This is a genomic window from Krasilnikovia sp. MM14-A1004 (assembly GCF_047159485.1).
Lineage (GTDB): Bacteria > Actinomycetota > Actinomycetes > Mycobacteriales > Micromonosporaceae > Actinoplanes.
The window spans coordinates 5,659,582-5,683,081 of record NZ_AP038773.1 but is presented as its reverse complement, the minus strand read 5'-3'; the positions used below and the strand labels follow the sequence as shown (position 1 = coordinate 5,683,081).

The following is a 23,500-nucleotide window of genomic DNA, read 5'->3' as shown; positions in this document are numbered from 1 at the left end:
CCAGACAAGTCAGCCCGCAGCCGCCCGCCGCGCGACAACGCTCGTTGGTGTGGGGATCTCAGAGCCGGGGTCCCTCGCCGGCGGGTCGGTCGCCCGGGCGTCGGCGTGTCGGCGTGCTTCAAACTCCCTGGACCACGACGTCCGGCCGCCCGTTGCGTATCGCGATTCGAGCGAGGCCAGCAACTGCGTGGCGGTGGCGTCGAGGACGGGGAAGGTAGCCCCCGCTGGCGCTGGCCCGTCGGTCTCCCACGGTTTCGGCGCGGCCTCGTGCTCCGCGTTCAGGTACGCGGCGCGGCGCGCGAGGTCCATCACGTCCACCTCCGGCCGGTACAGCGAGGCCCACAGCTCCGCCTCCAGGGCGAGCGCCCGCGCCTCCCACGGCTGCACCGGCGGCACCCGGTCCAGGCCCGTCGCGCGATACCTCGCGAGTTCCCACGCGCGCGAGGCCGGGCCGGAGCCGGCCATGAACGCCGAGAACGGCCAGTCGTACGCCGGCAACGACCACGGCAACGTCCGCCCGATCCGGGCCACTCCCAGCGCCTTCACCAACTCGAAGACCAGGTCATCGGCCGGCGACCTGGCCGCGTCGCCGTGGTGGGAGACAACCGCCCGCAGCGCGACCCCATCCGCCTGGAACCCGGCCGCCTGCGACCAGGCAACCAATTCGGCGACGACGTCGTCGACGCTGCGCCCGGCGGGCGCCGGCATGTCCGCCGGCTGATGCCGGAACACCCCGCACGGCCCGGCGACATCCCACAGGTGGGTCAGCGCACCGACCCGGCCGGGAACCGCCGCGCACATCACCGCGCAATGGCTGTCACTGATGTACGCGGCCAGCAGCGGGTGACCGGTCGTCGCCGTGACCGCTTCGCACGGCTGGAGCAGGTCAGGCGGGTCGCTGAACCCGGTCGTCTCCAGCAGTTGCCAGCCGCCACCGAGGTTCCGCAACCAGCGATGCTCGTGGCCGAATCCGGCGACACCGTCCTGATCGGTCAGCAATCCCTGCGGTCGTGCGACCACGACCGTCCCCCAGTAGCCCACCGCTGGAGACTACCGGCCATGATCATCCTGGAAGTGCTATGTCGCGTCCACTGGAGCCGACGGCACGGACGTCCCCACTCACGCCAGCCACCTGATCCGATGGGCGGATCTCGGCACGAGCGCACCCGGCCTTGGCGGGTCGCACGGAGTGGTGAGGACAACAGGGCCGCCCCGTGCACGACCGGGGGCAAGACCGGATCGATCTCTGCGCCCGCGAGCGGCGACGGCAGCCGATTGCTGGAGACGCCGACCCGGCACCGTAACGCCACTCCGCCGAGGCCGAGGTAGATGGATGGAAATTCGATCCACCGGCGGTGATCCGTATGTCCGGTGGCCCCGAGGCTCGAAGGTCGTAAGCTCGTCTGGCTGCAATCCCGGTGCTGCAAAGACGGGCGATCGGGCAGTGCCGACCGGGAGTTTCCGCTGCCCGCGCCCGTACCAAAACGCCGCGTCGAGCTGTCGGCCAGCGCCGACGACGTTCGAAGGCTGCCGCCCGCGCGGATCGCGGCGAGGTTCGGGCGCCGTGGAAGTTCCTGGGTGGGGTCGATGATCACTACCCTCGAGGGGTGTCCCAGACACTCGATGAGCTGTTGTACGCACTCGCCACAGCGGGTCGAGGCGTGGATGTGTCGCCACTGATCGATGACATCGAGGCGATCGTAGAAGGCGATCCGGAGGGCAGCCGGACCGCCGTCTGGTCCTTTGCCGGTGACGAGGGGATGCGGCTGCGGCTGGTCGGCTTCCTCGCTGATCCGCGCGACTTCGAGGTTCTCGCGGCGGCCCTCGCCGATCCGCAGCTGCGGTATACAGCGTTGGAGGCCCTCGCGAACCAACCGGACGCCGAGCGGGTCGACGCTGCGGCCCGGTCGTATCTTGACGACGCTGACCCGATGGTCCGTTCGATGGCTGCCGGCATAGTGTCCTTCCGGGCGAGGCCCGGGGCACTCGAGGTGTTGCTGCCACTCGCCGACGATCCAGTACCGCACGTGCGGATGGTCCTGGGCTGGCATCTGGGCGGCCTGCGCGACCGCGCAGCCGAACCCACCCTTCGTCGGTTAATGGCCGACACGGAAGAACAGGTGCGCAAGTTCGCCGCTCGCGGCCTCGCGAGGCTGAATAGGCCGTAGTCGCCTGCCCGGACCAATCGCGTCTCCAGCAATCAAACACACATCGCATACCCATCGATATCTATGATCGTGGGCGGAGCTGTCGGGGGCGACCGGTGCGTGGCACTCCTCGGTTGTCAGTCGACCGGCCATTCTCAGAGCGACACCACTCATTGCGTTCCTTCACTGACATGTTGCTGGCAGTGACTTCGGTGGGCCTTCGGACAGAACGCTCGCCTCGCCGTCTGCTGTTGTGTGCTGGCCCGTCGCTACCCGACATGTCTCCATGGCCGCTCGTCGTGGGCACCCGGCTGCCGACTGACCAGTCGGACAGGGGGCGAGCCGTCGTTGCGGAGCGTAAGGACGGCCGTCACCTCAACCTGCCCGGATTCATCCGTGGCCGTTCGGGCAAAGCTCGCGCCCTACTGCCTCTGAACTGCGACAACAGCGGTCCTAGGGACGGCTTCATGGCGTAACATGCCGCCGGTTCGCAACCTACTGCGCGGGACGACTCTTGCGCGCTGTAACTTCCTGCCTTGCCGCGGCTCTGCTGCTCGCCGGCTTCGCCACGCCCGCCACCGCGGCCGTGACTGACCCCGTGCGGCTGGACGTCGGTCTCGCCGCGGACGCGGATCCGGCCGCGGTGGTCGCGGCACTCGGCGATTCCGTGGTGCGCACTCGCCCGGTGCCGGGCATGGACGCCTCACGGTCGACGTGTCCCCGGACCAGGCCGATGCCGCTCTCACCCAACTCAGTGCAACCCCGGGCGTGCGTTTCGCCGAACGGGGCGCACTCGTCGGGGCGGACAGCGACTTCATCTCGGCCAACTTCGGCTACCAGGACATTTCACCGGCCTGGACCTGGACGCCGGGAGACCCCCGGATCACGGTTGCGGTCGTCGACACCGGCGTCAGCCCCGACGCTGGATCTCGCCGCGGACCGGTTGACCCCAGGCTACGACTTTGTCGACGGCGACACCGACCCGGCGGACAGCAGCGGACACGGCACACGGGTCGCCAACCTCATCGCCGGGGACGGCGCCAACGGCGTCGGTTTCGGTGGCCTGTGCGGCCGTTGCCGGGTGATGCCGGTGCGCGCCTTGAGCGGCCGCCCCGGCAGCACCGCGGACGTCGCCGCCGGCATCGCCTGGGCCGCGGACCACGGCGCCCAGGTGATCAACGTGTCGCTGAGCACGCCGGCGGCGAGCGGGCTGCTGCGCGACGCGGTCGACCACGCGGTGAACAAGGGGTCGCTTGTCGTCGCGTCGGCCGGGAACATGGAGCCGACCGCGTGGCGGTACCCGGCCGCGTACGAGCCGGTCCTGTCCGTCAGCGCCGAAGTAGCGACGAAGAACACCGCGACGGACCGGTGGGTCGACGTGAACGCCGCCGGCACGTGGCCGGTGCTCGGCCGCAACAACGTAGCGGCTCCTACCTCGGGCGCGTCCGGCTCGACGGCGCTGGTGTCCGGGGTCGCGGCTCTGGCGTTCGCGTTGAAACCGGATGCGTCCGCCGCCGACGTACGCTCGTCGATCCAGCGGACCGCCAAGCTGAGCCCGGTTCAGCCGCCGTACGGCACTCCCACGGTCAACGCCCTGGGCATGTGCTCGACCTCGGTGCCCCCGACACCGTCACGCCCACGGTCACCTCGACCGGGCTGACCGAGGGCGAGTTCGTCCCGGCCACGGGGGTGCGGATCGTGCCGAGGGCGACCGACGCTCGTGCGATTCCTGGCCGACCTCGGCAAGGACCCGGGTGCGCACGACACCATCGCCAAGGCCGAAGCGGCCTACGCCACGGGTCAATACAGCGACATCCTGTCCGGCAAGCAGAATCCGCACGACGACCTCGCCGGTAACCTCCGTGCGATGGAGACAGTCTCCCACCGCTACGGCAGCGTGCTGGGCGCTGTCGACTTCGGGGCGTCCGAGGTCCACTACGCGACCAGCGCCGAGCTGGACGAGAAGTACAACCAGGGCGTCGAGGACCGGTACAAGGTCGTGGGTCGCGTGGTCGACGAGGTCATGGGAAAGGCGACCAGCAAGATCCCGGTACCGGTCGTCGGCGACCTGGCCAACGAGTTCGTCAGCGACCTGATGACCAAGGCCGAGGAACAGGCGAAGGTCGACAACCACGGCCAGGCGACCTACGAGGTCGGCACCATGCTCGGCGCGGGCCGTACCACCTCGGTCGACCTCAGCGAGTTGGCTCTCTACCACTCCGGCAAACGCGAACACCTGCCGGACAACTTCACCCCGAACGGGGACCTGAAGCCGGTGAGTGAGTGGACCGACGAGGATGAGAAGGCCTGGCAGACCTACAAACTCACGCTTGGTGAGAGCACTGTGGGCGTTGCCGGCACCCACGCAGGGGTCTCCTATCAGAACGGTTACGGGTGGGCGAGAGACACCCTCCAGCACTTGAAGGATGCCTCCAAATGAGAATCGGTGCCGGTTTGTCCCGGCTGAAGGTCGTCGCCGTGCCGGCCGTCGCCGTGACGGTGGGCCTTGTTACGGCGAGTTGTACAGGCGACGACCGGCCTGGGGACAAGGCCCCACCGTCGGCCGTGTCGAGCAGTGCTGCTGGGTCGTCCATGACCTTCGAGGAGGCGTACCGGAAACTGCCGATGGACGGCACCAAGGATCTACCGAACACCTGGGATCTGTCGGGGGCTCCGGACACCGACGAGGTCCTCGCCGCCCGGCGTGGCCTCGTGTTCAGCTATTGGCTGGGCCAGGCGACCGACTGGACACCGATCGTCCCGATCGGGCGATTCGTCTCCACCGACGAGTGGTACGACAAGTCGCTGGCGCCGTTCGTGAAGGTCTCGACGGCCGAGAACCCGATGATCGGCCCGATTTGGGTCAACGTCATGGGCGTCGAGAAGAACGGCGCCGACCAGGCGACCGTTACGTTCTGCACGGACCACGGCTACTGGCGCAACGCCGAGGCCAGCCCCCAGGTCCGCAAGGACCGGGCGAACCTCGAGTCGTACGAGATGAAGAACGTCGTGAGCGGCGACGGCGAACACCATTGGCACGTCGACAAACAGATCGACAACGATCGGACCCGCGAAGCGAAGTACGGCACACAGTGCACGAAGTGGGCCCAGCACAAACCCTGACGGAACATGCGGCGACCCATGCCACCGACGATTGAAGCCATCCTGGAGCCGTGGGAGAGGCGTACGGACGGACCACCCATGGAAAGATCCGTGGCGCGGTCCGCCCCAACTGCCCTGCTCCGCGGTGTGGGCGGGCCGCCCACCTCGTCCAGAACAGCGGCGTCAGGCCACGCCGGTCAGCGTCGGTCAACTGCGCGGACCATTCCTGGTCGGCGAGGACGTCCTGGATCATGAGGGTGTTGACGTACACCAGGGCGGCCTGCAGTACGCGCAGGCACAGCACGGACAGTTCCTGCTCGTCTCGGCGGTTGGTGGCGATGTCGCCGCTCTTGCCGAAAAGTTCACGCTGTTCGCCCGGTTCAAGGACTCGACGACGTTCAGGCCCTCGTTGATGGCTCAGATGGCGGAGGTCGTGCTGAACCCGGGTCTCCGACCGTCGGATCGCCTCGCCAGCCGGCAATCGATGCGGGGTGGTGGCGCTCGTCGGTGAACGCCACCACATCAGCGGCTAGTCGGTGATCATATTTGCGATCTTCTCTGGGGTGAGTGCTGCCTGGTAGGCGCGGACGTCGTCGATGTCGCCGGGGAACCAGTCGGAGGGGTGGTCGTTCCATTGGCTGCGTCCGACGGTGAATAGTCCGGTGGCGTTCCAGGTGGCCGGGGGAGCGGGGGCGGTGGACGCGAGGTTTCCGTTGACGTAGAGCTTCGCGGTGCCGGTGCTGTTTCCGTTGGTGGTGTCGAAGGGGTCGTAGACGCCTACGAGATGGGTCCAGGTGTTCGTGGGTGCGGTGCCGCGGGCGAGCACGGAGGTTTGCCCGGGATCGATGGCGTCGGCGTTGGGCATGGCGAATTCCCAGCATTTGCAGTTGTAGCCCCATTGGAGTTGGAAGCCGCTGGAGTGGGCGCCGTCCTGGCTGACTGCGGTGGCGAAGTGGCTGGTATCGGTGAGTCGTACCCAGGCGGCGACGGTGAAGGCTTGGTCGGTGCGTAGCCGTGCCTTGGCGGTGACGGCGGCGTTGGTGCCGTTGAATTTCATGGATCCGGTGTCGGCCTTGGTGGTGTCGCCGTCCGCAGCAGGGTTCTGATGGCCTTCGTCGTGGAAGGTGGCGTCGCCCGTGACGGCACCGTCAGCGTTGTGGTCGCTGGAGTCTTTCGCGATGTGGGGGTCGCTGGAGTCTTCGAACTGCCAGTCCACCGTGGGCCTGTCCCCTTCGGCAGCGGTGATGATTTCGGTGCCGGTGAGGGGCCGCTCCCAGACACGGACGTCGGCGATGTCGCCGGCGAACCACGTCCGGTAGCTGTGGCCGATCCAGGTGGGCCAGGTGTCGCCGGTGAAGGTGGTGACGCCGGCGATGGTGCCTTGGCTTTGTCCGTTGACGTAGAGGATGAGGGTGCCGGTGGCCGCGTTGTAGGTGGCGGCCAGGTGTGTCCAGACTCCGGTCTTGGCCGGTTCGCGGGATAGCGCGTTGTACCAGGTGACGGCGTCGCCGGAGGTTGCTGAGGGCATTTGGGCGAGCCAGAGGTCGGACGCCTTGTGGTATTGGAAGTACAGGGGGGAGTAGCCGCTGGCGTCGCGGGTGAACACGGTGCGGTCGACGGACTTGTCGGTGAGCCGGACCCAGGCTGAGACGGTGAAGCTTCGGGTGGTGTTGAGGGGTAGTGCGGTGTCGGCGTAGCTGCTGGTGCCGTTGAAGGTGCCGGCGGGGTTGTCCACGGTATGGCCGGGGCCCCAGCCGACGTCGGTGAGTTTGGCGGGGTGGAGGGTGCGGTCGTCGCCGGTTCCGGTGCCGTCGCCGGTGTCCGCGGCCGTTGTGCCGCCGCCGTCGTCGAGTTTCCAGACCGCGATGGGGTCCATCTTGACGGTGGTGGCGGGCCCGCCGGTGATGCCGTCGGTGGTGGCGGCGTCGAGCAGGTACTGGGCGGCGAGGTCGCGGTAGTAGCGGTCGTTGGGGTGCGGCACACCGTCGTTACCGGTGGACAGGTCGTCGGGCTTGACGGTGTCACCGGCGGCGGAGCCGTCGGCGGACACGGCGCCAGCGAAGTCGATGACTCCGTCGGCGTAGCTCTGCATGGTGGGGGAGCCGCTGTCGCCGAGAATGTGGGCGTTCACGAGCTCGCGGGCGGCCTCCTGCACCGCGGTGTGTGAGGCGGTGAACGGTGGCAGCGTGGCGACGTACACCTTCAGTGCTCGATTGTCGGTCGGCAGGTCGACTGCCAGGGCGAGGGCGTCGTCGGCGCGGTACTGGCGTACCTGGGCGGCCAGCGCGTTCAGTTTCGCATTTACCGTGCTGGCGCAGGCGTCGGCGGTGGCAGTGCAGCTGAGCAGGTCGTTCGTGCCAGCGGAGATCAGCACGATCCGGGCGTCGGTCTGGTTGAGGATGGCCCGGTCGACGGCGCCCATGGCGTTCACGGGCAGCGGCTTGTTGGCCACCGTCGGCAGCAGTCCACTAAGGCTCGCACTGCTTCCGAGGTTGAGGACGCCGGAGTGCAGGCGCTGGTTGTCGTCGTTGCTGGCGCGCAGTGCGGCAGCCAACTGGTCGTCGAGCTGGCTGTCGCCGTCGGCGGTGGCGGTGTCGGAGTTGATGGTCTGGTCCCCGTACAGCACGAGCGCCCCGGCCGGGTCGCTGGCCGCGGTGTTCACGTCGATGCCGGCCAGCAGGGGCAGCCCCGCCATGGGGGAGGTGGTGTATGCCGCGCCGTCCACGTCGCGGGTGTGATCGGCGTTGTCGGAACCGCTGGTGTAGACCGGGGTTCTGCCGTCGGCGTGTCCCGGCACGGTGGCCAGATTTCCGCGGATCTTGACGGATACCAGCACCGTGCTGAGGTCCGCCGCGGTGAGGGTGACCGGATCGCTGGTCAGGTCGCTGCCGGCTGGCAGGATTACCGCCTTCGCGCCATCGAAGGTCAACGATTGGGGTGTGGACGCGGCGGTTGCGCCGGTGCCCCGCGGGGCGATGGAGGCGGCGTCGATGGTGACCGGGGCCTGTCCGAGGCTGTTGGCGAGGCGGACGCGGATCCGGCCGGTGTCCGTGCCGGTGCCGATGCTCAGGTGTGCCGGAATGCGCACGGTCTGCGCGTTCAACGTGGCGGCGCCACCGGACGACGCCTGGATGGCGCCGGTGTCCTGGGCGGCGGCCCAGCTCCCGACCCACCGCTCGGCGGTGTCGCCGCTGCCCGTGTGGGAGGTGGGCCGGATGCCGAGCCCGAGGACATGTAGGGCGCGCGCGTGGCCGTCCACTGAGGGGGAGACCAGCGGGAGGGAGATGCTGGCCACGGCCTTGCCGGGGCACACCAGCGGCACACTGACGGCGAACAAGTTGAGTCCGATGCCGAAGTCCTGGGTGGCGTTTGACATGTTGCGGTGGGTCAGCCTGAGCACCGGGTTGCCACCGGTACCGGTTGTCCAGTCCGGGACCGAGTCGAGACCGAAGGATTGGCTGGCAACCGTGCAACCGCTGCCTTTGGCGTAGATGATCCGGCCGGTGGCGTCGTTGACCCTGCCGTTGACGGCGAACCCGACCAGCACGACAGCGTTGCCCTTGTTGATGACGCCACTGCTCGGCACGGTCACCAGTTGCCCGGCCGCGAGCATGTTGTCGTCGCTGCCGTTGCCGAACGTTGCTGGCAGTTTGATGGCGGCACCGTGCACGGTGACCGTGCTGCCGGGCGCCCAGCCGGCGCTCTTCAGCTCTGCCGCGTCGAGGCTCCATCCGGCCCCGTCCGCGTCGGCGGTGGTGACGGTGGCCGGGTTTCCGGGCGTGTAGGTGCTGATGGCCGTGTTGTTGAGGCAGTCCTTGGTGTTATTGATTGCGCAGGTGAGGACGGGGGACAGGCGCAGCACGTCGATTCCGGCCTGGTAGCCGGACGAACTGCCGTTCTTGCCGGTCAGTTTGACGGTGATGCTGTGCAGGCCTTGCTCCAGTGGCAGGGGCTTGTCAGCAGCGTCCTTGATCACGTTCATGTTCCGGTACGTCGTGCTTGTGGCCGAGCTGTACGCGTCGAAGGACGACACCAAATTCGTCTCGGTCGGTTTGGTCTGGTCCAGGGTGAGGGAGTAGGTGCCGTAGTCCGGGCCGGTGGTCAGGTTCGCGCCGATCTCCCACAGGCTGGTCCTGGGCAGGTTGAACCAGAAGGTGGCGGTGTCGCCGTTGGCCACCGTGCTACTGCTGCTGCGGTTGCCGAGCAGGGCCTGGTAGCCGCTGGCGAAGAAGTAGCCGGCGCCGGCGCGCTGGGCGGTGAGCTGCCCGGCGGTGCTGGTGGTGGTCGCCTTGGGGACCACGGTGGTGCTGCCGTCAGCGTTCGTGGCGGTCCACCCGTTGATCATCTGGTCGCCGTACACGAAAACCGGGCTGCTGGTCCCGGCAATGAAGGTGTACGGCGTTTGTCCTGAGACGGAGCCGGCCTGGTCGACACTCTTGGCGGAAACCGTGTGGCGGCCGGAGGACCCCGGCGCGAACGTGACCGCGGCGGTGCCGTTGATGGCAACGGTGCCCGTGCCGTTGTCGGCCTTGGTGTAGTAGACGGTCCCCGGTTTGATCGCTGTTCCGGCGGTCCAGGTGGTGACCTTGTCAGGCGCGTAGATGGCGTCGCTGAGATCACCGTCGAGCGAGAACAGGTAGCCGGTGACGTTGTTGCTCTTGTCCTGGTTGACGCCCAGGACAAACGTTCCCTTGTCGCTGAACGCGGCACCGACCTGGTCGGGCGGGAACTGGGCGGACTTGATGGTCGGTGGTCCTGGCCGGGCGGTGTCGACGGTGAACTTCAGCACCGGAACCCAGGACGGTGACCACAGCCCGGCCTTGTTCCGCGCTCGGACCTCGACGCTGTACTCGCCGTCCGGAAGTGGCGACGAGACCGTCCACGACGCGCCGCGTCTGGCGTAGGGGCTGTTGCCGGAGGCGACCTGCTTCCCACCGGCCTTGACGCTGTAGTAGACGGTGACGTCCTGGCGGCCGCCGTTGGGGTAGTTGTTGCTGGCCGGCCAGGACAACGTGGGGGTCTTCGTGGTGGTCAGGATCTTCCCGTGGTCCTCCACGCTGGGGAAGACGTGGTCGGCGCCGTTGTCCGGATCGATCGTGGGTTCGTAGCTGTAGTCGATGGACAGGGTGGCGCCGCCGCCGTACCCGAGTTGTTTCCAGGAGTACTTGTCGTTCATGTTCTTCGCCTCGACCATGAGGTGGGCTGACGACCACTTATGCTCGGCGGCCTTCTTCATCAGGTTGGTGACGTCGAAGTCCAGCGTTCCCGGGTCGGGGCGGACCTTGGACGTGCCGCATTGGATTTCCTGGCCGCTCGCGGCATCCTGTGGGCTGGGATCCCGTCCCGGTTCATGTCCCCAGGACAAGCCGGCGGAGTTCCATTCGCTCACCGAGCCGGTGCCGTACACCACGGCATCGGTGTTGGAGCAGGATGCCGACCACCGGTGCACGATGGACATCGTTGCCTTGTTGACCGCGGCGTTCTTGATGCCGGAGGTGTCCATCCGGTAGTACGTGCGGGCCCGTTCCTTGCCTCCGTCGGGCCAGTCGTCGTAGCCGATGCGCGCGCTGGTGGCGCCGGTCTTGGAGGTGGAGTTGTAGACGTTCCAGCCGTTGCTGGAAATCCGCGCCCACTTGTTCTGGTCGGCGTCCCAGTGGCTCCAGTCCGGGTCCACGAACACCGGGTACTTGGTGGTCGGCGCGGTGAGCAGCCCCCGGTCCAGCAGCAGGGTCTGCTTGCCCGCACTGATATCGACCCCGACCTGGGCGCGGTGACCACCGAGTGGGGTGGCCGCGGCGCGTTCCGCCTGCGGACTGGTGAGAAGGCGCTTGGTGGCCTCCGGGCTGGCCACGCCGCTCGGGGCAGCCGTGCTCACGTTGGTCGTGTCCGCGGTCGGTGTGGGACCGATTGCCGGGGGTGGCGCGTCGTTGCCGGGGCTGCTGTCCCACATCAGCGCGGTGTTGGCGTGGAAGACTGTCTCGCCGGTGGTGGTGTCGGTCGCTTCGGCGCCGCCGCCCGCGGTCTCCGTGATCTTCACGTGGGTGCCGGTGAGACCGAGGTCCAGCTTCTGCAGCTGGGGGTTGGCCGCGGCTTGCGCGGTCTTGACCACGATCATGGACGAGTACCCGCCGGCATCGGCGGTGACCTGCAGGTCCACGCCGGGCAACGCCTCCGGGTAGGTGGCGGTGTCACCCGCCACCGTGGGCGTGGGCAGCTCGGTCGGCCAGGTGAAGCGCAGCGCGTCGCGGCCGTGCTGCATCGACGCGAGGTCTCGGGTTTTGCCGCCGCCGAACGTCACGTTTGCTGCCGCCCGCGGCGCGTAGCTGCCATCTTTGCGCCGCACCAGGCCCGTGTCGATCGGTACCCAACTGTCGCCCCTGCGCACCCGCTCGGGGCTGAACGAATGGGTGGTCGTCAGCGAGCCGTCCGGGTTCGCGACCGTGACGGAGGACTCGTCAGTCAGCGCGGCGATCGGCACCGACTCGGACGTCTTCTTGGCTCTCGCCATCGCGGCCGCCACGGGGCCCGCCGGCGAGCTTGCCGGTTCCGGGGCGGGGGCCTTGGCCGGGGCCGGCTTCGGAACGGAGGCGGGAGCCGACGGTGGAGTGGTGGGCGCGGGCGGGGCTCCCTGCGCGGGAGTCGCGAGCCCGACCGCACTGGTGCTGAGCACGGCGGCGGCCACTGCGGCCCACGGCAGGCGGCGGCGTACACGAGTCGGGGATGGCGACATGGTGTCCTCGGAACCCTTTCTCGGGGCCAACGTGATCGTGAGACGGTGACGGTCATTGTGCAGGTAGCCACCGACTCGATCGGCCTCCGCCGGTAGGCGGAGGCCCGATCCGTGACCCGATCGTCATCGACGTAGGCAGAGACATGAATGTGATGTGAGCGCGGTCACTCATCGAGGAGCGTCCCCGTCCGTGGGCCGTAGCCTGTCCGCGCCGGTCCCATGATCTGTCCGGCGGTGATTGCCTCGTTCGGCGTGCACGCACTGTGCGAGGCGTAGGGGGAGGACGCCGCATGCTGCCCACATCTAGCTCACGCACCCGGCTGGTGGGGCGATGGCGGCGCATCGCCAGCGGCGTGCTGCTGATGGCGGTGGTGCCGGCGCTGATCAGCACGGTGCCAGGGCAGCCGGCGTCTGCCGCGCCGACGAAGGTGAATTTGCCGGACCCGAAACCGCTGAAGCGGGTCCCTCTCCACAAGAACAAGACCCCCCGTCATGCCGTGGCGCGCCAGCCGTACTCCCGCTTCGACGCCAGTGGCCACGCCGGTCTTCCGACGGCGCAGAACGTCACGATCAGCCTCGCGGGCAAGCCGGCGGCAACCGGGCTGAGGGCTGCAGCAGCTGATCCGGCATTGACGCGTGCCGGGTCGACGCCGATCTCCCTGTCACGAGCCGGGAACGGCGCCGCCCCCGAGCAGGTCCGCGTCAGCACCGTCGATCAGAAGACCGCACGAGCAGCGGGCGTCGACGGTGTGATGTTCACGCTGCAGAGCCTGGCCGGCGAAGGCGGTGTGTCGCTCGACGTGGACACCACGACCTTTCGCAACGCCTACGGCGGCGGATACGCCTCCCGCCTCCACCTGGTTCAGCTGCCCTCCTGCGCGCTGACCACTCCACAGCTGCCCGCCTGTCAGACCCAGACCCCACTTCGGGGCGACGCCGGCAAGCCGTTGTCGGCGCAGATCTCGCTCTCATCGGCAAGCGCGACCCCCGCGGCGGCGGCGAAGGCCGCAACTGCGGGCTTGACCGTCCTGGCAGCCACGTCCAGTGCCAGCGGCGGCGCGGGTGACTACTCAGCTACCAGCCTGTCACCGGGTGGCACCTGGTCGACCAGCGGTAACACTGGCGCCTTCACCTACAGCTACCCGATCGCGGTCCCGCCACCCATCGCGGGGTCGGCGCCCACGGTCGGCCTGTCGTACAGCTCGGCATCTCAGGATGCCCGCACCTCGGGGACGAACAACCAGTCCTCATGGATCGGCGACGGCTGGTCCTCGCAGGAGAGCTACGTCGAGCGGACATACAAGCCCTGCGCCGACGTCAAGGACTCCGGTGCACCCACCGGCTCCGGCGACCAGTGCTGGGGCGGTCAGCTGCTCACGTTGTCGTTGAACGGCAGCTCCACGCCGATCGTGTACGACGACAAGACGCACACGCTGCGTGCCGTCAGCGACAGCGCCGGCTTCAAGATCGAAATGCTGACGGGCGCCAAGAACGGCACGAAGAACGATGAATACTTCCGGGTCACCGAGAACGGTACCCAGTACTACTTCGGCCTGAACCGGCTGCCCGGCTGGACCGCCGGTGCGCAGGAAACGAAGTCGGCCTGGACCGTGCCGATCTACCAGGCGCACACCGGCGTGGACGACTGCCCGGCAGGGTCCTTCGCGGACACCGCGTGCACCCTGGGCTACCGGTTCAACCTCGACTACGTCGTGGACACCCATGACAATGCGCGGGCGTACTACTACACGCCGGAAACCGGCTACTACGGCGCCAACATGAAGAACACTGCCGTGCCGTACACCCGCGGCGGCACCCTCGCCCGCATCGACTACGGCATGCGCTCGACGACGATCTACTCGGCCACGGCACCGTCGCAGATCGTCTTCACCACCGGGGAACGCTGCGAGCGCGGCACGCCAGCGGGCAACGACTGCGACGACGACCAGTTCACCGTCGCGCACCCCGAGTACTGGCCCGACGTGCCGATCGACCTCAACTGCGGCAAGGACGGCGACTGCACCAACCACGCCCCGACCTTCTGGTCCCGCAAACGCCTCCGGTCGATCCTCACCCAGGTACAGGTCGGCGGCGCCACCAAGCAGGTCGACCGCTACGACCTCGGACAATCCTTCCCCAACGGCGGCGACCACGACCCGACGCTGTGGCTCGACTCCATCAAACGCACCGGCCTGGACCGCCTCGGCGGCGCCGACAGCGACGTGACCACCGGCACCGTGACCTTCGATCCGATCCAGCTGCCGAACCGGGTCGGCACCCGCTCCGGTCCGCTGCTCTACCACAACCGGATCCGCAAGGTCACCACCGAGACCGGCGCCGAAACCAACGTCGAATACCAGCGCCACGACTGCTCCGGCCTGCCGACCGTCGACCCGCAGAACCCGGACAGCTCCAAGAAGGCACAGGAGTTCGCCGCCACCAACACCACCGGCTGCTTCCCGGTCTTCTGGACACCCGAAGCTCAGCCCACACCCCTGATCGACTGGTTCTACACCTACCCCGTCAAGTCGATCACCACACTGGACCCAAACAACCACTACCAGGACGGCTCACAACCGAAGCTGATCACCGAATACACCTACAAGGGCAAGCCGGGCTGGCACTACGACGACAACGAGACCGTCAAGGCGAAATACCGGACCTGGGGCCAATTCCGCGGCTACCCCGAAGTCGACGTCACCACCGGCGACCCGTCCGTTTTCCACTACACCGACGGCACTCGGGTCTTCGACCAGAAGACTCTCACCAAGACGTACTACTTCCTGGGCATGGACGGCGACACCCTGCCCGATGGCAAGACCCGCGACGTCCCGGACCTGAACAGCAGCGACGGCAGCATCTCCGTCGCCGACAAGGCCGAATTCGCCGGGCAGGCGTTCGAAACCGTCACCTACACCGGCGCCGGCCAAGACGCCACCGCCATGCAGACGAGGGTCACCGTACCCACGATCATCGGCCCGACCGCTTCCCGCAGCCGCTCCGGCCTGCCCACCTTGCAGGCCACGATGGTCCGAGCCGCCCGCACGGTGACCCGGCAGAAGGTCTCCTACGGCTGGCGCAAAACGGAGACCAACACCTTCTACAACACCAAGCTCGGCGAGAGCACCACCGGCCTGGAAGTCCAGAGTGTCGACCGCGGCGAGGTCGGTGCCGACGGCAACGTTCCCCACTGCGACTTCACGCGCTACCTCGACGGCAAGATCGACACCGTCGTCGTCACCGCCGAAGTGATCACGACAGACCAGGACTGCACCAGCCCCGGCACCAGCCCGTCCGGAACGCTGATCTCCGCCTCGCGTACCGCATACGACGGCAACCCGTTCGCGTACAACGGCGACGGGCAGAGCAACCCGGCCCGGCCCACGAAGGGTGACCCCACCCTCGTTCAGCAGGCCGCCACCGCGAACGGTGCGAGCGCCGCGACGTTCGTGGACATGGCGGCAACCACGTATGACAGCCACGGGCGCGCGATTACGACCACCCGTACCCCGAAGTCGAAAATGGCCGACGGGTCCACCAGCCTGGCGCAAACCGTTTACACCCGGTACAGCCCCAGCGAGAACGCACTACCGACCACCGTTACCACGGTTAGCCAGGTAACCCCCGGAATCGACTGCTCCGCGGTCACCAAGTCGAGCAAGGACTGCCAGCTCAGCACGGTCACCCTCGACCCGGCCCGACAGCTCCCCGTGACCAAGACCGACGTCGCCGGAGCACTCACCTCACTCGACTACGACGCCCTCGGACGCCTCCACGCCGTGTGGCTGCCCAACAAGAGCAAGAGCGCCCAGGCACCTGCCAACCTCCTGTACTCCTACGCGCTTCGGAACAACGCTCCCAGCGTGGTGACCACCAGGACGCTGCTGGACTCCGACCAGCCCGGTGCCCCCGCCGCATACACCGCCGGCAAGGTGCTCTACGACGCCATGCTGCGCCAGCTGGAAACCCAGGCCACGGGGCAGAACGGCAGCACGGTCGTCTCGGACATCCAGTACGACTCGCACGGGTGGGCGGTACTGACCAACAATTCGTACGCCGTCTCCGGCACGCCGTCCGACGACCTCGTGTCCGATCACATCTCGCAGGTGTCGGTCCCCGCTACCACGGTTACGGACCACGACGCGATGGGCCGGGACACCCAGGTCACCCAGGAACACAACGGCGAGCACACCTGGCACACCCGCACCGCCTACACCGGTGACACGACCACCGTCATCCCACCCACCGGTGGCGTCGCCACGGCCAGCACGGTCAACGCCCGCGGCCAGCTCACCCGGCTGCAGCAGTACACCAGCGCACCGACACTGACCGGCACCGTCACCGACGGATTCACCAGCACCGGCGGGACCAGCCAGGACATCACCTACGCCTACACCCCAGCAGGGCAGCAGGCCACCGTCACCGGGCCCGACCAGTCCGTCTGGACCTTCGGCTACGACCTCAGAGGCCGCCAAACCTCCCAGATCGACCCCGACACCGGCACCAGCTACACCAGCTACGACGACGCCGGCAACACCACCGCCACCAAGGACGCCCGCGGCATCCTGCTCAGCTACACCTACGACCTGCTCGGCCGCAAGCTGACCGCCGTCGACAACACAAAGAGCAACTTCAAATTCGCGTCCTGGACCTACGACACCCTGCGCATCGGCCAGCCCACCTCCTCCACCCGGTACGTCTCCGGCGTCACCGGTGGCTACACCGTCGCCGTCACTGGCTACTCCACCATCGGCAAGCCGCTCGGCCAGCGCATCTCCCTGCCCACCATCGAGCGACCACTGCCGATCGAATACACCACGACATTCCGGTACAGCACAAACACCGAGCAGCTGGTGCAGCAGGACGACCCTGCCGTCGGTGGACTACCGGGTGAGACGATCACCTACGATCACAACCTGCTCGGCTCGCCCACCACGACCTCCGGTGTGGACCACTACGTCTCGGGCAGCATCTACACCGACTTCGGTCAGCCCTCCCGCATCACCATGGGGGACAGCACCAACCAGGCCGAAACCATCTACTCCTACGACGAGTACACCCTGCGCCGCACCGACCGCACCGTCTCCCGCGCGCGCGGCATCGGCCCCGTCGTTGACCAGACCAGCTACACCTACGACCAGGCGGGCAACCCGCTGTCGGTCACCAACAAGCAGTCCGAGACCGGCAACACGGTGACCGACACCCAGTGCTACCGCTACGACACACTCGCCCGGCTGGTTCAGGCCTGGTCCGCGTCCACCGCCTGCCCTGCCCCGTCCAGCGCCCAGCCCACCACCGGCGAGCTGGCCAACCAGGCCGGCGCCTACTGGCAGACCTTCGCCTACAACGCGATCGGCAACCGTACCCAGTCGGTCGACCACGCCACCAACGGCGGCGCCGACGCCATCACCAGTTACACCAACGGCTGCACCACCGGCTGCAACCGCACCGGCGCCCAGCCACACACCCTCACCCAGACCACCGGTGGCACCGATCCCACCAGGTTCGTCTACGACGTCGCCGGACACCTGCTCACCCGCACCCCCACCAGCGGCAACGGACAAACCCTGAAATGGGACGACGAAGGCAACCTGACCGAGGTCGACACCACCGGCACTGATCCCACCGTCACCAAATACCTGTACGACGCTAACGGCGTCCAGCTGATCCGCCGCGACCCCGGACGCATCACGCTCTTCGCCGGCGACACCGAGATCGTCGTCAACACCGCCGCCAGCCCGGCGGCCGTGCTGGGAGCGGTCCGCACCTACACCCACGGCGGTTCCGGCGCCGCCATCGCCCTCCGCTCCACGCTCCCGGGCGGCGGTACCCACTACCTGCTCAACGACCCGCACGGCACCGCCAACCTGGCCATGGACACGACCACCCAGCAACTGTCCCGCCAGCAAAACAAGCCCTACGGGGAAACCCGCACCAACGCCAACCCCACCGCGTGGCCCGATCTCACCCACGGCTACCTCGGCGCGCCCAAAGACACCCACACTGGCTACACCGACGTCGGCGCCCGCAAATACGACCCCGCCCTCGGCCGGTTCATCAGCGCCGACCCTCTACTCCAGACGACCGACCCCAGCCAACTCGGCGGCTACACCTATGCCGGCGACAACCCCATCACCGGCGCCGACCCCTCCGGCCTCGGACGCATCGACGGCGACCAGCCCGGCTGCGCTGTCGGCAACGGCGGCACATGCGGCGGGGCGCCCACGCCGCAGGCATCCAAGCCGCACAACAACCCCGTCGGCTACACCGAAACGGGCAAAGGAAGCGCCAGGATCGGCGGCGTCACCGTGACAGCCGACCAGGTAAAGGACCCATACGAATACTGGTGGCAGGTCAACAAGGCTTACAACACATGGTCCGCCACCGGCGGTTCCTCCTGGGCGGCTCTTGGGGACGACACCAAGCTCCTCAGGTCGATGGACATGGCATGTCGGCAGATGCATTCGCAGTGCACGAGCGTATATACCAAAGCCGTCCAAGATGCCAACGCGAAGCTATACCTCATGGCAGGTGGCTGTACGGGCGAGTGCCTCGAATACAAGGGCACCCTCATGGAGGCGGTGAGCAACGACCACGGGGCAGGAGGCACTAGTCTTGCTGGCCGCGTCCTCGCGGCGAACCGCACCTCGATGCGCGCCTTCGACGACCTTGACGACATTGCCGCAGGCGCGAAGCTTGCCTGTGTTGGTGGGAATAGCTTCTCTCCTGAAACACGCGTCCTGATGGCCGATGGAACAACAAAACAGATCTCCGAGGTCCGCATTGGTGACCAGGTGCGCGCCACCGATCCCGAAACCGGCGAGACCAGCGGTCGGGAAGTCACCGCCCTTCACGTCAACATCGACCACGACCTGGTGGACCTCACCGTCAAGACCGTCGGCGGCCGTTCTGCGAACCTGCACACCACTGAGCATCACCCCTTCTGGAGCAAGAAGCGTCATCAGTGGATTGATGCCGGCGACCTGCATCGGGGTGAGACCCTGCAGACCTCAGGCATGCGCACGAGATCCAGCGTCGGCGCGGTTCGTCACTTCTTTGGCGTGCAGGCGATGTTCAACCTCACGATCGCCGACGTTCACACGTACTATGTGCTCGCCGGCACAACGCCTGTGCTGGTACACAACTGCACGCCAAAGCAGGTGGCGGCTGACTATCGGGCCGATGTTGCTAATGGAGTCGGCGGTCGGAGGAACGTTGCGGTAGCACAGCATGATATTGACGGTGTGACTGGACAGCGTATCGGTGTTAGCGGGCAGCACACCAACCCTGGCTCGGTGGCGGCACCTACAAATCGAGTTTTCGATCCGGGTGAGCGACCGTTTGACTCGGAAAACAAGATATTTGAACACTATGCGGCGAACCTTGGACCAGACGCAAGGGGAACTATCAATCTGTACTCCGAGAGGGTACCCTGCCCGAGTTGCTCGTCAGTTATCGATCAATTTCGGGAGAGGTTCCCCGGTGTTCAAGTAAACGTGAGTTGGGGGTAGTGGTGGGGTCGCTAGTAGAGGATCTTGGCATGCCGACGTCTGCCGAGCTCATCGGCATATCGGCGGCGGAGATAGATGAGGTCGCAGAAGACCAATCGGTTGCCTCGATGCCGAGTCGATACGTTGAGTTCCTTCGGGTGATGGGCAGGACGGCTGGCCCTCTCCTTGTTGGAACGGACGCCTTTTATCCCGACATTCTCGGCATCAAGCGGGATGGGCTCGAGCTGCTTACCGACAACAGCGTTTCCGGGTTCGCGCCAACTAGTGCGATATTTTTTGCAATGCATCAGGGCTATCAGGTCTATTGGATGCCGAGTTCATTGTCAGACGACCCTCCAGTTTATATGTATCAGGAAGGCGACAAGGGCGTGACTAGAGAGTGGAGGTCATTTACCGAGTTTCTGCGTCATGAGCTGTCGAAGACCGCATAGCAGATCTGCCGGCTCAAGCGGGACAGTTACCTTACGTGACGCCTGTGCGGCCAGATGCGTGGTAGGTCGCCCGGGTTGCCGTCACGGTTGCCGTCAGTCGGGAGCGGAGATCGATACGTATCGAAACGCACCTCGGGGCGGAAATGTGCGCGCGCGGTGGCGTGCTGCTTGGCGGCGCCGCGTCGATCCCCGGATGGCTTCAGCGGTATGGTCGCCGAAGGGGCCATCGTGGCGTGTCGGTCGATGCGTCGGTCTCGCGTGTGGTCAGAAGGCCGGCGTTAGTGGGCGTGCGCGCGGGGCCGTAGGCCTGTTGCGCGTGCGCGCGGCCATGGCGACGGGATTCTAGTGTCGCGTGACGGGCGCATTCTGGGCGGACATCATAGGGTGGATGAGGTGGTCAACCGTGTGAAGGATGGTCGCCTGGACCACGACACGCCGATCAAAATCCAACGCCACCCGTGCTCGTGTGACTAATCCGAAGTAGAACTATTTGTGCCTTCCGCGGAACTGAGTTTCCTGGCATGTCGTCGAAGCTTTTTAACGAGAGGATTCGTAAGTCTGATGTCCATAGTGAGGCAACAAGACCCGGATTTTCGTGTATGCCGTATCAACTTTGAGTCATTGCTGGAACTCCAGCGGGACGCGGAGGGGAGCGGCTTCGCTACCAGGTGGACGTCGCTCGACGCTCTTCGTGCTCAGGTGGGAGAGGGCAGTGTTCTTGTGGCGCCTTTGATGCGTGAGGAGAGAGGCGACCAGATCCGTGCTTACCGATGCGCTGTCCTTTTCTCTGTGGCGAGTGGGGATAGTCGAGGTGGGGTTGCGACTATCGACATTTCTCCGGCAACGTACAGTTCGTTGGCGCGTATAGATAGGGATCCGGATGTTAGAGAGGCTCTGGCAAATGTTTTCGCGCTCGCTCTAGGCGGAATTTCTACCGTTTCCAAGGATTAGTCTCTCAGATGCAAATTCTGCCGGGGTCAGTATGCAAGTGCGCGAGAGTGGAATAACCCTGACTGCGCTTCCCGGTGGACCTTATCGGCGATGCACGCGGTTGCGGTTGTTGGCTTTCCGGCCCGACGGGGATATCTGCCCGGCGGGCCAGCGCCGTCTTTAGCCGCGCCAGCGTCGGCTTCGGGATGCCGTTACTTCGGTCGCCCGCTGTACCGGGAAGGGGGACTAGGAGTGGTGCGTGGGTTCGAGATCATCAGCCGCCAACATCCATTGCTGGACAGGGTCTACAAACCGCATATCCTCAACGAATGCCTTGCATGAGGCAGCAAGGTGGAATGGTTCGGCAGTTGGGAGAGGAAAATTATGATTTCGACTGATAGCTTGCTCGGGTCGTTACGGTCCCTTTCGAGCATGGTCTGCCGGTCGTAGAGAACTCTGCCACTCGGGCCAGGCATGATGGTTGGGACGCTGCTGCTGAACAGGTGCACCTGGACCAGGACTCTCTGTACGTGGGGGTGCAGGGTTCGGTGGATGGACCTGTCTCTGTCGAGGTGCACGACCCCGATCTTCCCGAGGCGGCGACTGCGGAAATGACGCTCCGTTTTTCCGGGGAGATTCCCCTGTCGTCACGCGTTCTCAGGGTGAGCGATTCTGACAATCTGGCCGTCCTCTCACTGCGGACACATAACGACAGTGCCAGTATTCGAGTTTCGTCGACGACGATGAGTGGCCGGCCGTGGTGATCATCGTTCTTGGGTAGGTACGCCGGGAAGCGGAACCCTCACCTCTGGCGCCGGAAGCGACATCGACGGATCGACGCCGGAGGCCGTCGGCCACCGAGGGCAATGCGTCGGCAGAACTGCGCCGAGCCATGGCCCGCACTGTAAACGTGGCATCGCTTGCTTCCGGGGTTTGGTCGTACGCCCTGGTTGCCGTCACCGTTCTGTGAGAGGACGGCTGATTCACGTACTTTGAGCGTTATGTAGTTTTAGTCGTATCGCCAGGTTGGTGTGGTTTCGGCGGTGAGGCGATCGGCGAGCAGACTCCGGTGGTGAGCTGGTCATGGCACGCCGGCTCCGGGACTTTGGCTCGGGTCACGTGATGAGGTGGAGGTCTGTGGTGATGTCGTCGAACCCATCCGGTACGGGGTACCACTCACCCGACGCCCGGTAGTCGAGGAATAGGGCGACCTGGAGGAACCCGCGCACCATCAGGCGCAGCGGCAGGCTTCCGCTGTGGCTCAGGTACCTGAACATTGCAGCGAGAAAGGTCCGTACTGTTGCGGGGTCGATCTGGATCTCGTCCCACCCGGTGTTGGTGAAGCCGCTGGGCTGTTTGACAAGGCGCTCCATCGCAGGGATGAGGTCGCCGAACATCAGTGAGGTCGCTTGGCTTCGGTCCCAGGACAACGCGCCCCGATCGGTCAATTGGTGGCTCAGGGCGAAGATAATTCCGCAGCACCATGCATACGACCAGGCGTTGACCCCGGATGCGCGCCGGGAGTGGGCCATGGCGATGTTGTCGCTGATCGGCCTCGCCGAGCGGTTCGCCGGCTACGACCGCTGGAGCGCAGCTGCCGACGAATTCAACCTGCGAAGCCTGCTGATCAGGCAACTCGGATCGGTGCCCGATGACGAGAATTGGGATCCGGGCGCGCTTGGCCGAGACGTCCTGGCGGCACTGACGCTGACACCCGCCCAAGCGGCCGAGATGGCTCAGCGCTGGCGAACGCTGCCGATCGAGCAGATCCGGCTTCTGCGGCGTCACAAGATCCTTCTGACCCCGCTTGCACAGCTTGCTGATCAGTTGCCCGCCGGACCGGACGCCGAGCGCATCCGAACATGGTTGTCGGTCCAGCCGACCTTGCCGTAAGGAGCGGGACCCGGCAGGCATCAGAAGCTCGGCCGCAAGATCGTCGGGGACGCCTGCGCCCGGAAGGCAGTGTCAGATACAGCCAGCCGATGAGGAAGGAAGGCAGGTCATTGCTGGCTTGATTTCGTGCGTCACCATGATCGCGCCGTTGGGGTTCAAGCACCCGCCGCCGCGCTTCCCCGTGCCAGTAGTCCGGGCCGCCGGTGGGCGCGAACGGGCAAAGGCGCATTAGCGCCACCAGGCATTACGGGATCCTGACGCGCCCGTACCATCTCGCTCATGATCGTGGCGGAACTCCAGGAGTGGTTGTCGCAGCAGAATCCCCACTCACCCGTGCGCATCATGGGCATCGCCGAATGTGGCGCGTCGGTGCAGGAGCGGGACATCAACCTTGGCACGGGGCAGGGACCAAGCGATGACATCGATGAAGTGGTCATCTCGTGGGTCCATGCGCCAGAAGCCGAAGCCCGCTACGACACGCAGTAGCACTGACGCCATACAGCCAAGGCGGCCGATCGAGGTCGACGGCCCCCAACAGCCACGGGCGGTCTGAGCAGGAGTGCAAAGCGCCGGCCAGTGATCAGCGATCTTCTCTTGATCCGCGGGTTGTTAGGGTCGAGTCCTGTGCGGCGCACCCCTTGTGACCAGGCCGTTCAGCCATTGTGCTGGGCGGCCTTGAGTCGTTACGGCACCTGTGACAGCAGCGGCACCGATGATCATCGGTCTCGTCCTCGTCGGAGTCATGGTCGTCGTCCA

At 66.4% G+C, this 23,500-nt stretch carries 11 protein-coding genes and 1 pseudogene; 8 read left to right on the top strand and 4 right to left on the bottom strand.

Annotated elements, in window-relative coordinates; translation table 11 throughout:
- Positions 1 to 9 precede the first annotated feature (9 nt).
- Positions 10 to 1,041 (bottom strand): hypothetical protein, encoded by a 1,032-nt coding sequence (locus tag ACMCNN_RS24320; protein ID WP_412742827.1) that lies wholly within the window; start codon positions 1,039 to 1,041, stop codon positions 10 to 12.
- A 566-nt stretch (positions 1,042 to 1,607) separates the two neighbouring features.
- Here ACMCNN_RS24320 and ACMCNN_RS24315 point away from each other — a divergent pair.
- The 4 genes from ACMCNN_RS24315 (at position 1,608) to ACMCNN_RS24300 (ending at position 5,270) form a co-directional block, all read left to right on the top strand.
- Entirely contained in the window at positions 1,608 to 2,168 is a 561-nt protein-coding gene (locus ACMCNN_RS24315; RefSeq protein ID WP_412742826.1) for a HEAT repeat domain-containing protein, read from the top strand.
- Between the two features lie 922 nt (positions 2,169 to 3,090).
- A complete protein-coding gene (locus tag ACMCNN_RS24310; protein WP_412742825.1) occupies positions 3,091 to 3,807 on the top strand; it encodes a S8 family serine peptidase in 717 nt (238 codons plus the stop codon).
- A 60-nt stretch (positions 3,808 to 3,867) separates the two neighbouring features.
- Positions 3,868 to 4,587 carry a hypothetical protein gene (locus ACMCNN_RS24305; protein ID WP_412742824.1) on the top strand — a complete coding sequence of 240 codons (720 nt, stop codon included), beginning with the start codon at positions 3,868 to 3,870 and terminating at the stop codon, positions 4,585 to 4,587.
- Positions 4,584 to 5,270 carry a hypothetical protein gene (locus tag ACMCNN_RS24300; protein WP_412747355.1) on the top strand — a complete coding sequence of 229 codons (687 nt, stop codon included), beginning with the start codon at positions 4,584 to 4,586 and terminating at the stop codon, positions 5,268 to 5,270. Before ACMCNN_RS24305 ends, ACMCNN_RS24300 begins: the two co-directional genes overlap by 4 nt.
- Positions 5,271 to 5,475: 205 nt before the next feature.
- On the opposite strand, the pseudogene ACMCNN_RS24295 reads toward ACMCNN_RS24300, so the two are convergent.
- Both ACMCNN_RS24295 and ACMCNN_RS24290 read right to left on the bottom strand, forming a co-directional pair.
- Positions 5,476 to 5,772: pseudogene (locus tag ACMCNN_RS24295) on the bottom strand (Tn3 family transposase); the annotation flags it as partial.
- A gap of 6 nt (positions 5,773 to 5,778) precedes the next feature.
- Positions 5,779 to 11,757 carry a LamG-like jellyroll fold domain-containing protein gene (locus tag ACMCNN_RS24290; protein ID WP_412742823.1) on the bottom strand — a complete coding sequence of 1,993 codons (5,979 nt, stop codon included), beginning with the start codon at positions 11,755 to 11,757 and terminating at the stop codon, positions 5,779 to 5,781.
- A 512-nt stretch (positions 11,758 to 12,269) separates the two neighbouring features.
- Here ACMCNN_RS24290 and ACMCNN_RS24285 point away from each other — a divergent pair.
- Both ACMCNN_RS24285 and ACMCNN_RS24280 read left to right on the top strand, forming a co-directional pair.
- Positions 12,270 to 19,490 carry a polymorphic toxin-type HINT domain-containing protein gene (locus ACMCNN_RS24285; RefSeq protein WP_412742822.1) on the top strand — a complete coding sequence of 2,407 codons (7,221 nt, stop codon included), beginning with the start codon at positions 12,270 to 12,272 and terminating at the stop codon, positions 19,488 to 19,490.
- A 29-nt stretch (positions 19,491 to 19,519) separates the two neighbouring features.
- Positions 19,520 to 19,921: an SMI1/KNR4 family protein gene (locus ACMCNN_RS24280; RefSeq protein WP_412742821.1), complete on the top strand. Its 402-nt coding sequence runs from the start codon at positions 19,520 to 19,522 to the stop codon at positions 19,919 to 19,921.
- Between the two features lie 2,045 nt (positions 19,922 to 21,966).
- On the opposite strand, the gene ACMCNN_RS24275 is transcribed toward ACMCNN_RS24280, so the two are convergent.
- The gene (locus ACMCNN_RS24275) at positions 21,967 to 22,383 is read right to left on the bottom strand and encodes a DUF6086 family protein (protein ID WP_412742820.1); all 417 of its coding nucleotides are present in this window, start codon (positions 22,381 to 22,383) and stop codon (positions 21,967 to 21,969) included.
- On the opposite strand from ACMCNN_RS24275, the gene ACMCNN_RS24270 reads away from it, so the two are divergent.
- Together ACMCNN_RS24270 and ACMCNN_RS24265 are read left to right on the top strand one after the other, a co-directional pair.
- A complete protein-coding gene (locus ACMCNN_RS24270; RefSeq protein ID WP_412742819.1) occupies positions 22,382 to 22,744 on the top strand; it encodes a hypothetical protein in 363 nt (120 codons plus the stop codon). The two genes, ACMCNN_RS24275 and ACMCNN_RS24270, sit on opposite strands and share 2 nt — an antisense overlap.
- 279 nt (positions 22,745 to 23,023) lie before the next feature.
- A complete protein-coding gene (locus tag ACMCNN_RS24265) occupies positions 23,024 to 23,230 on the top strand; it encodes a hypothetical protein (RefSeq protein WP_412742818.1) in 207 nt (68 codons plus the stop codon).
- Positions 23,231 to 23,500 lie beyond the last annotated feature (270 nt).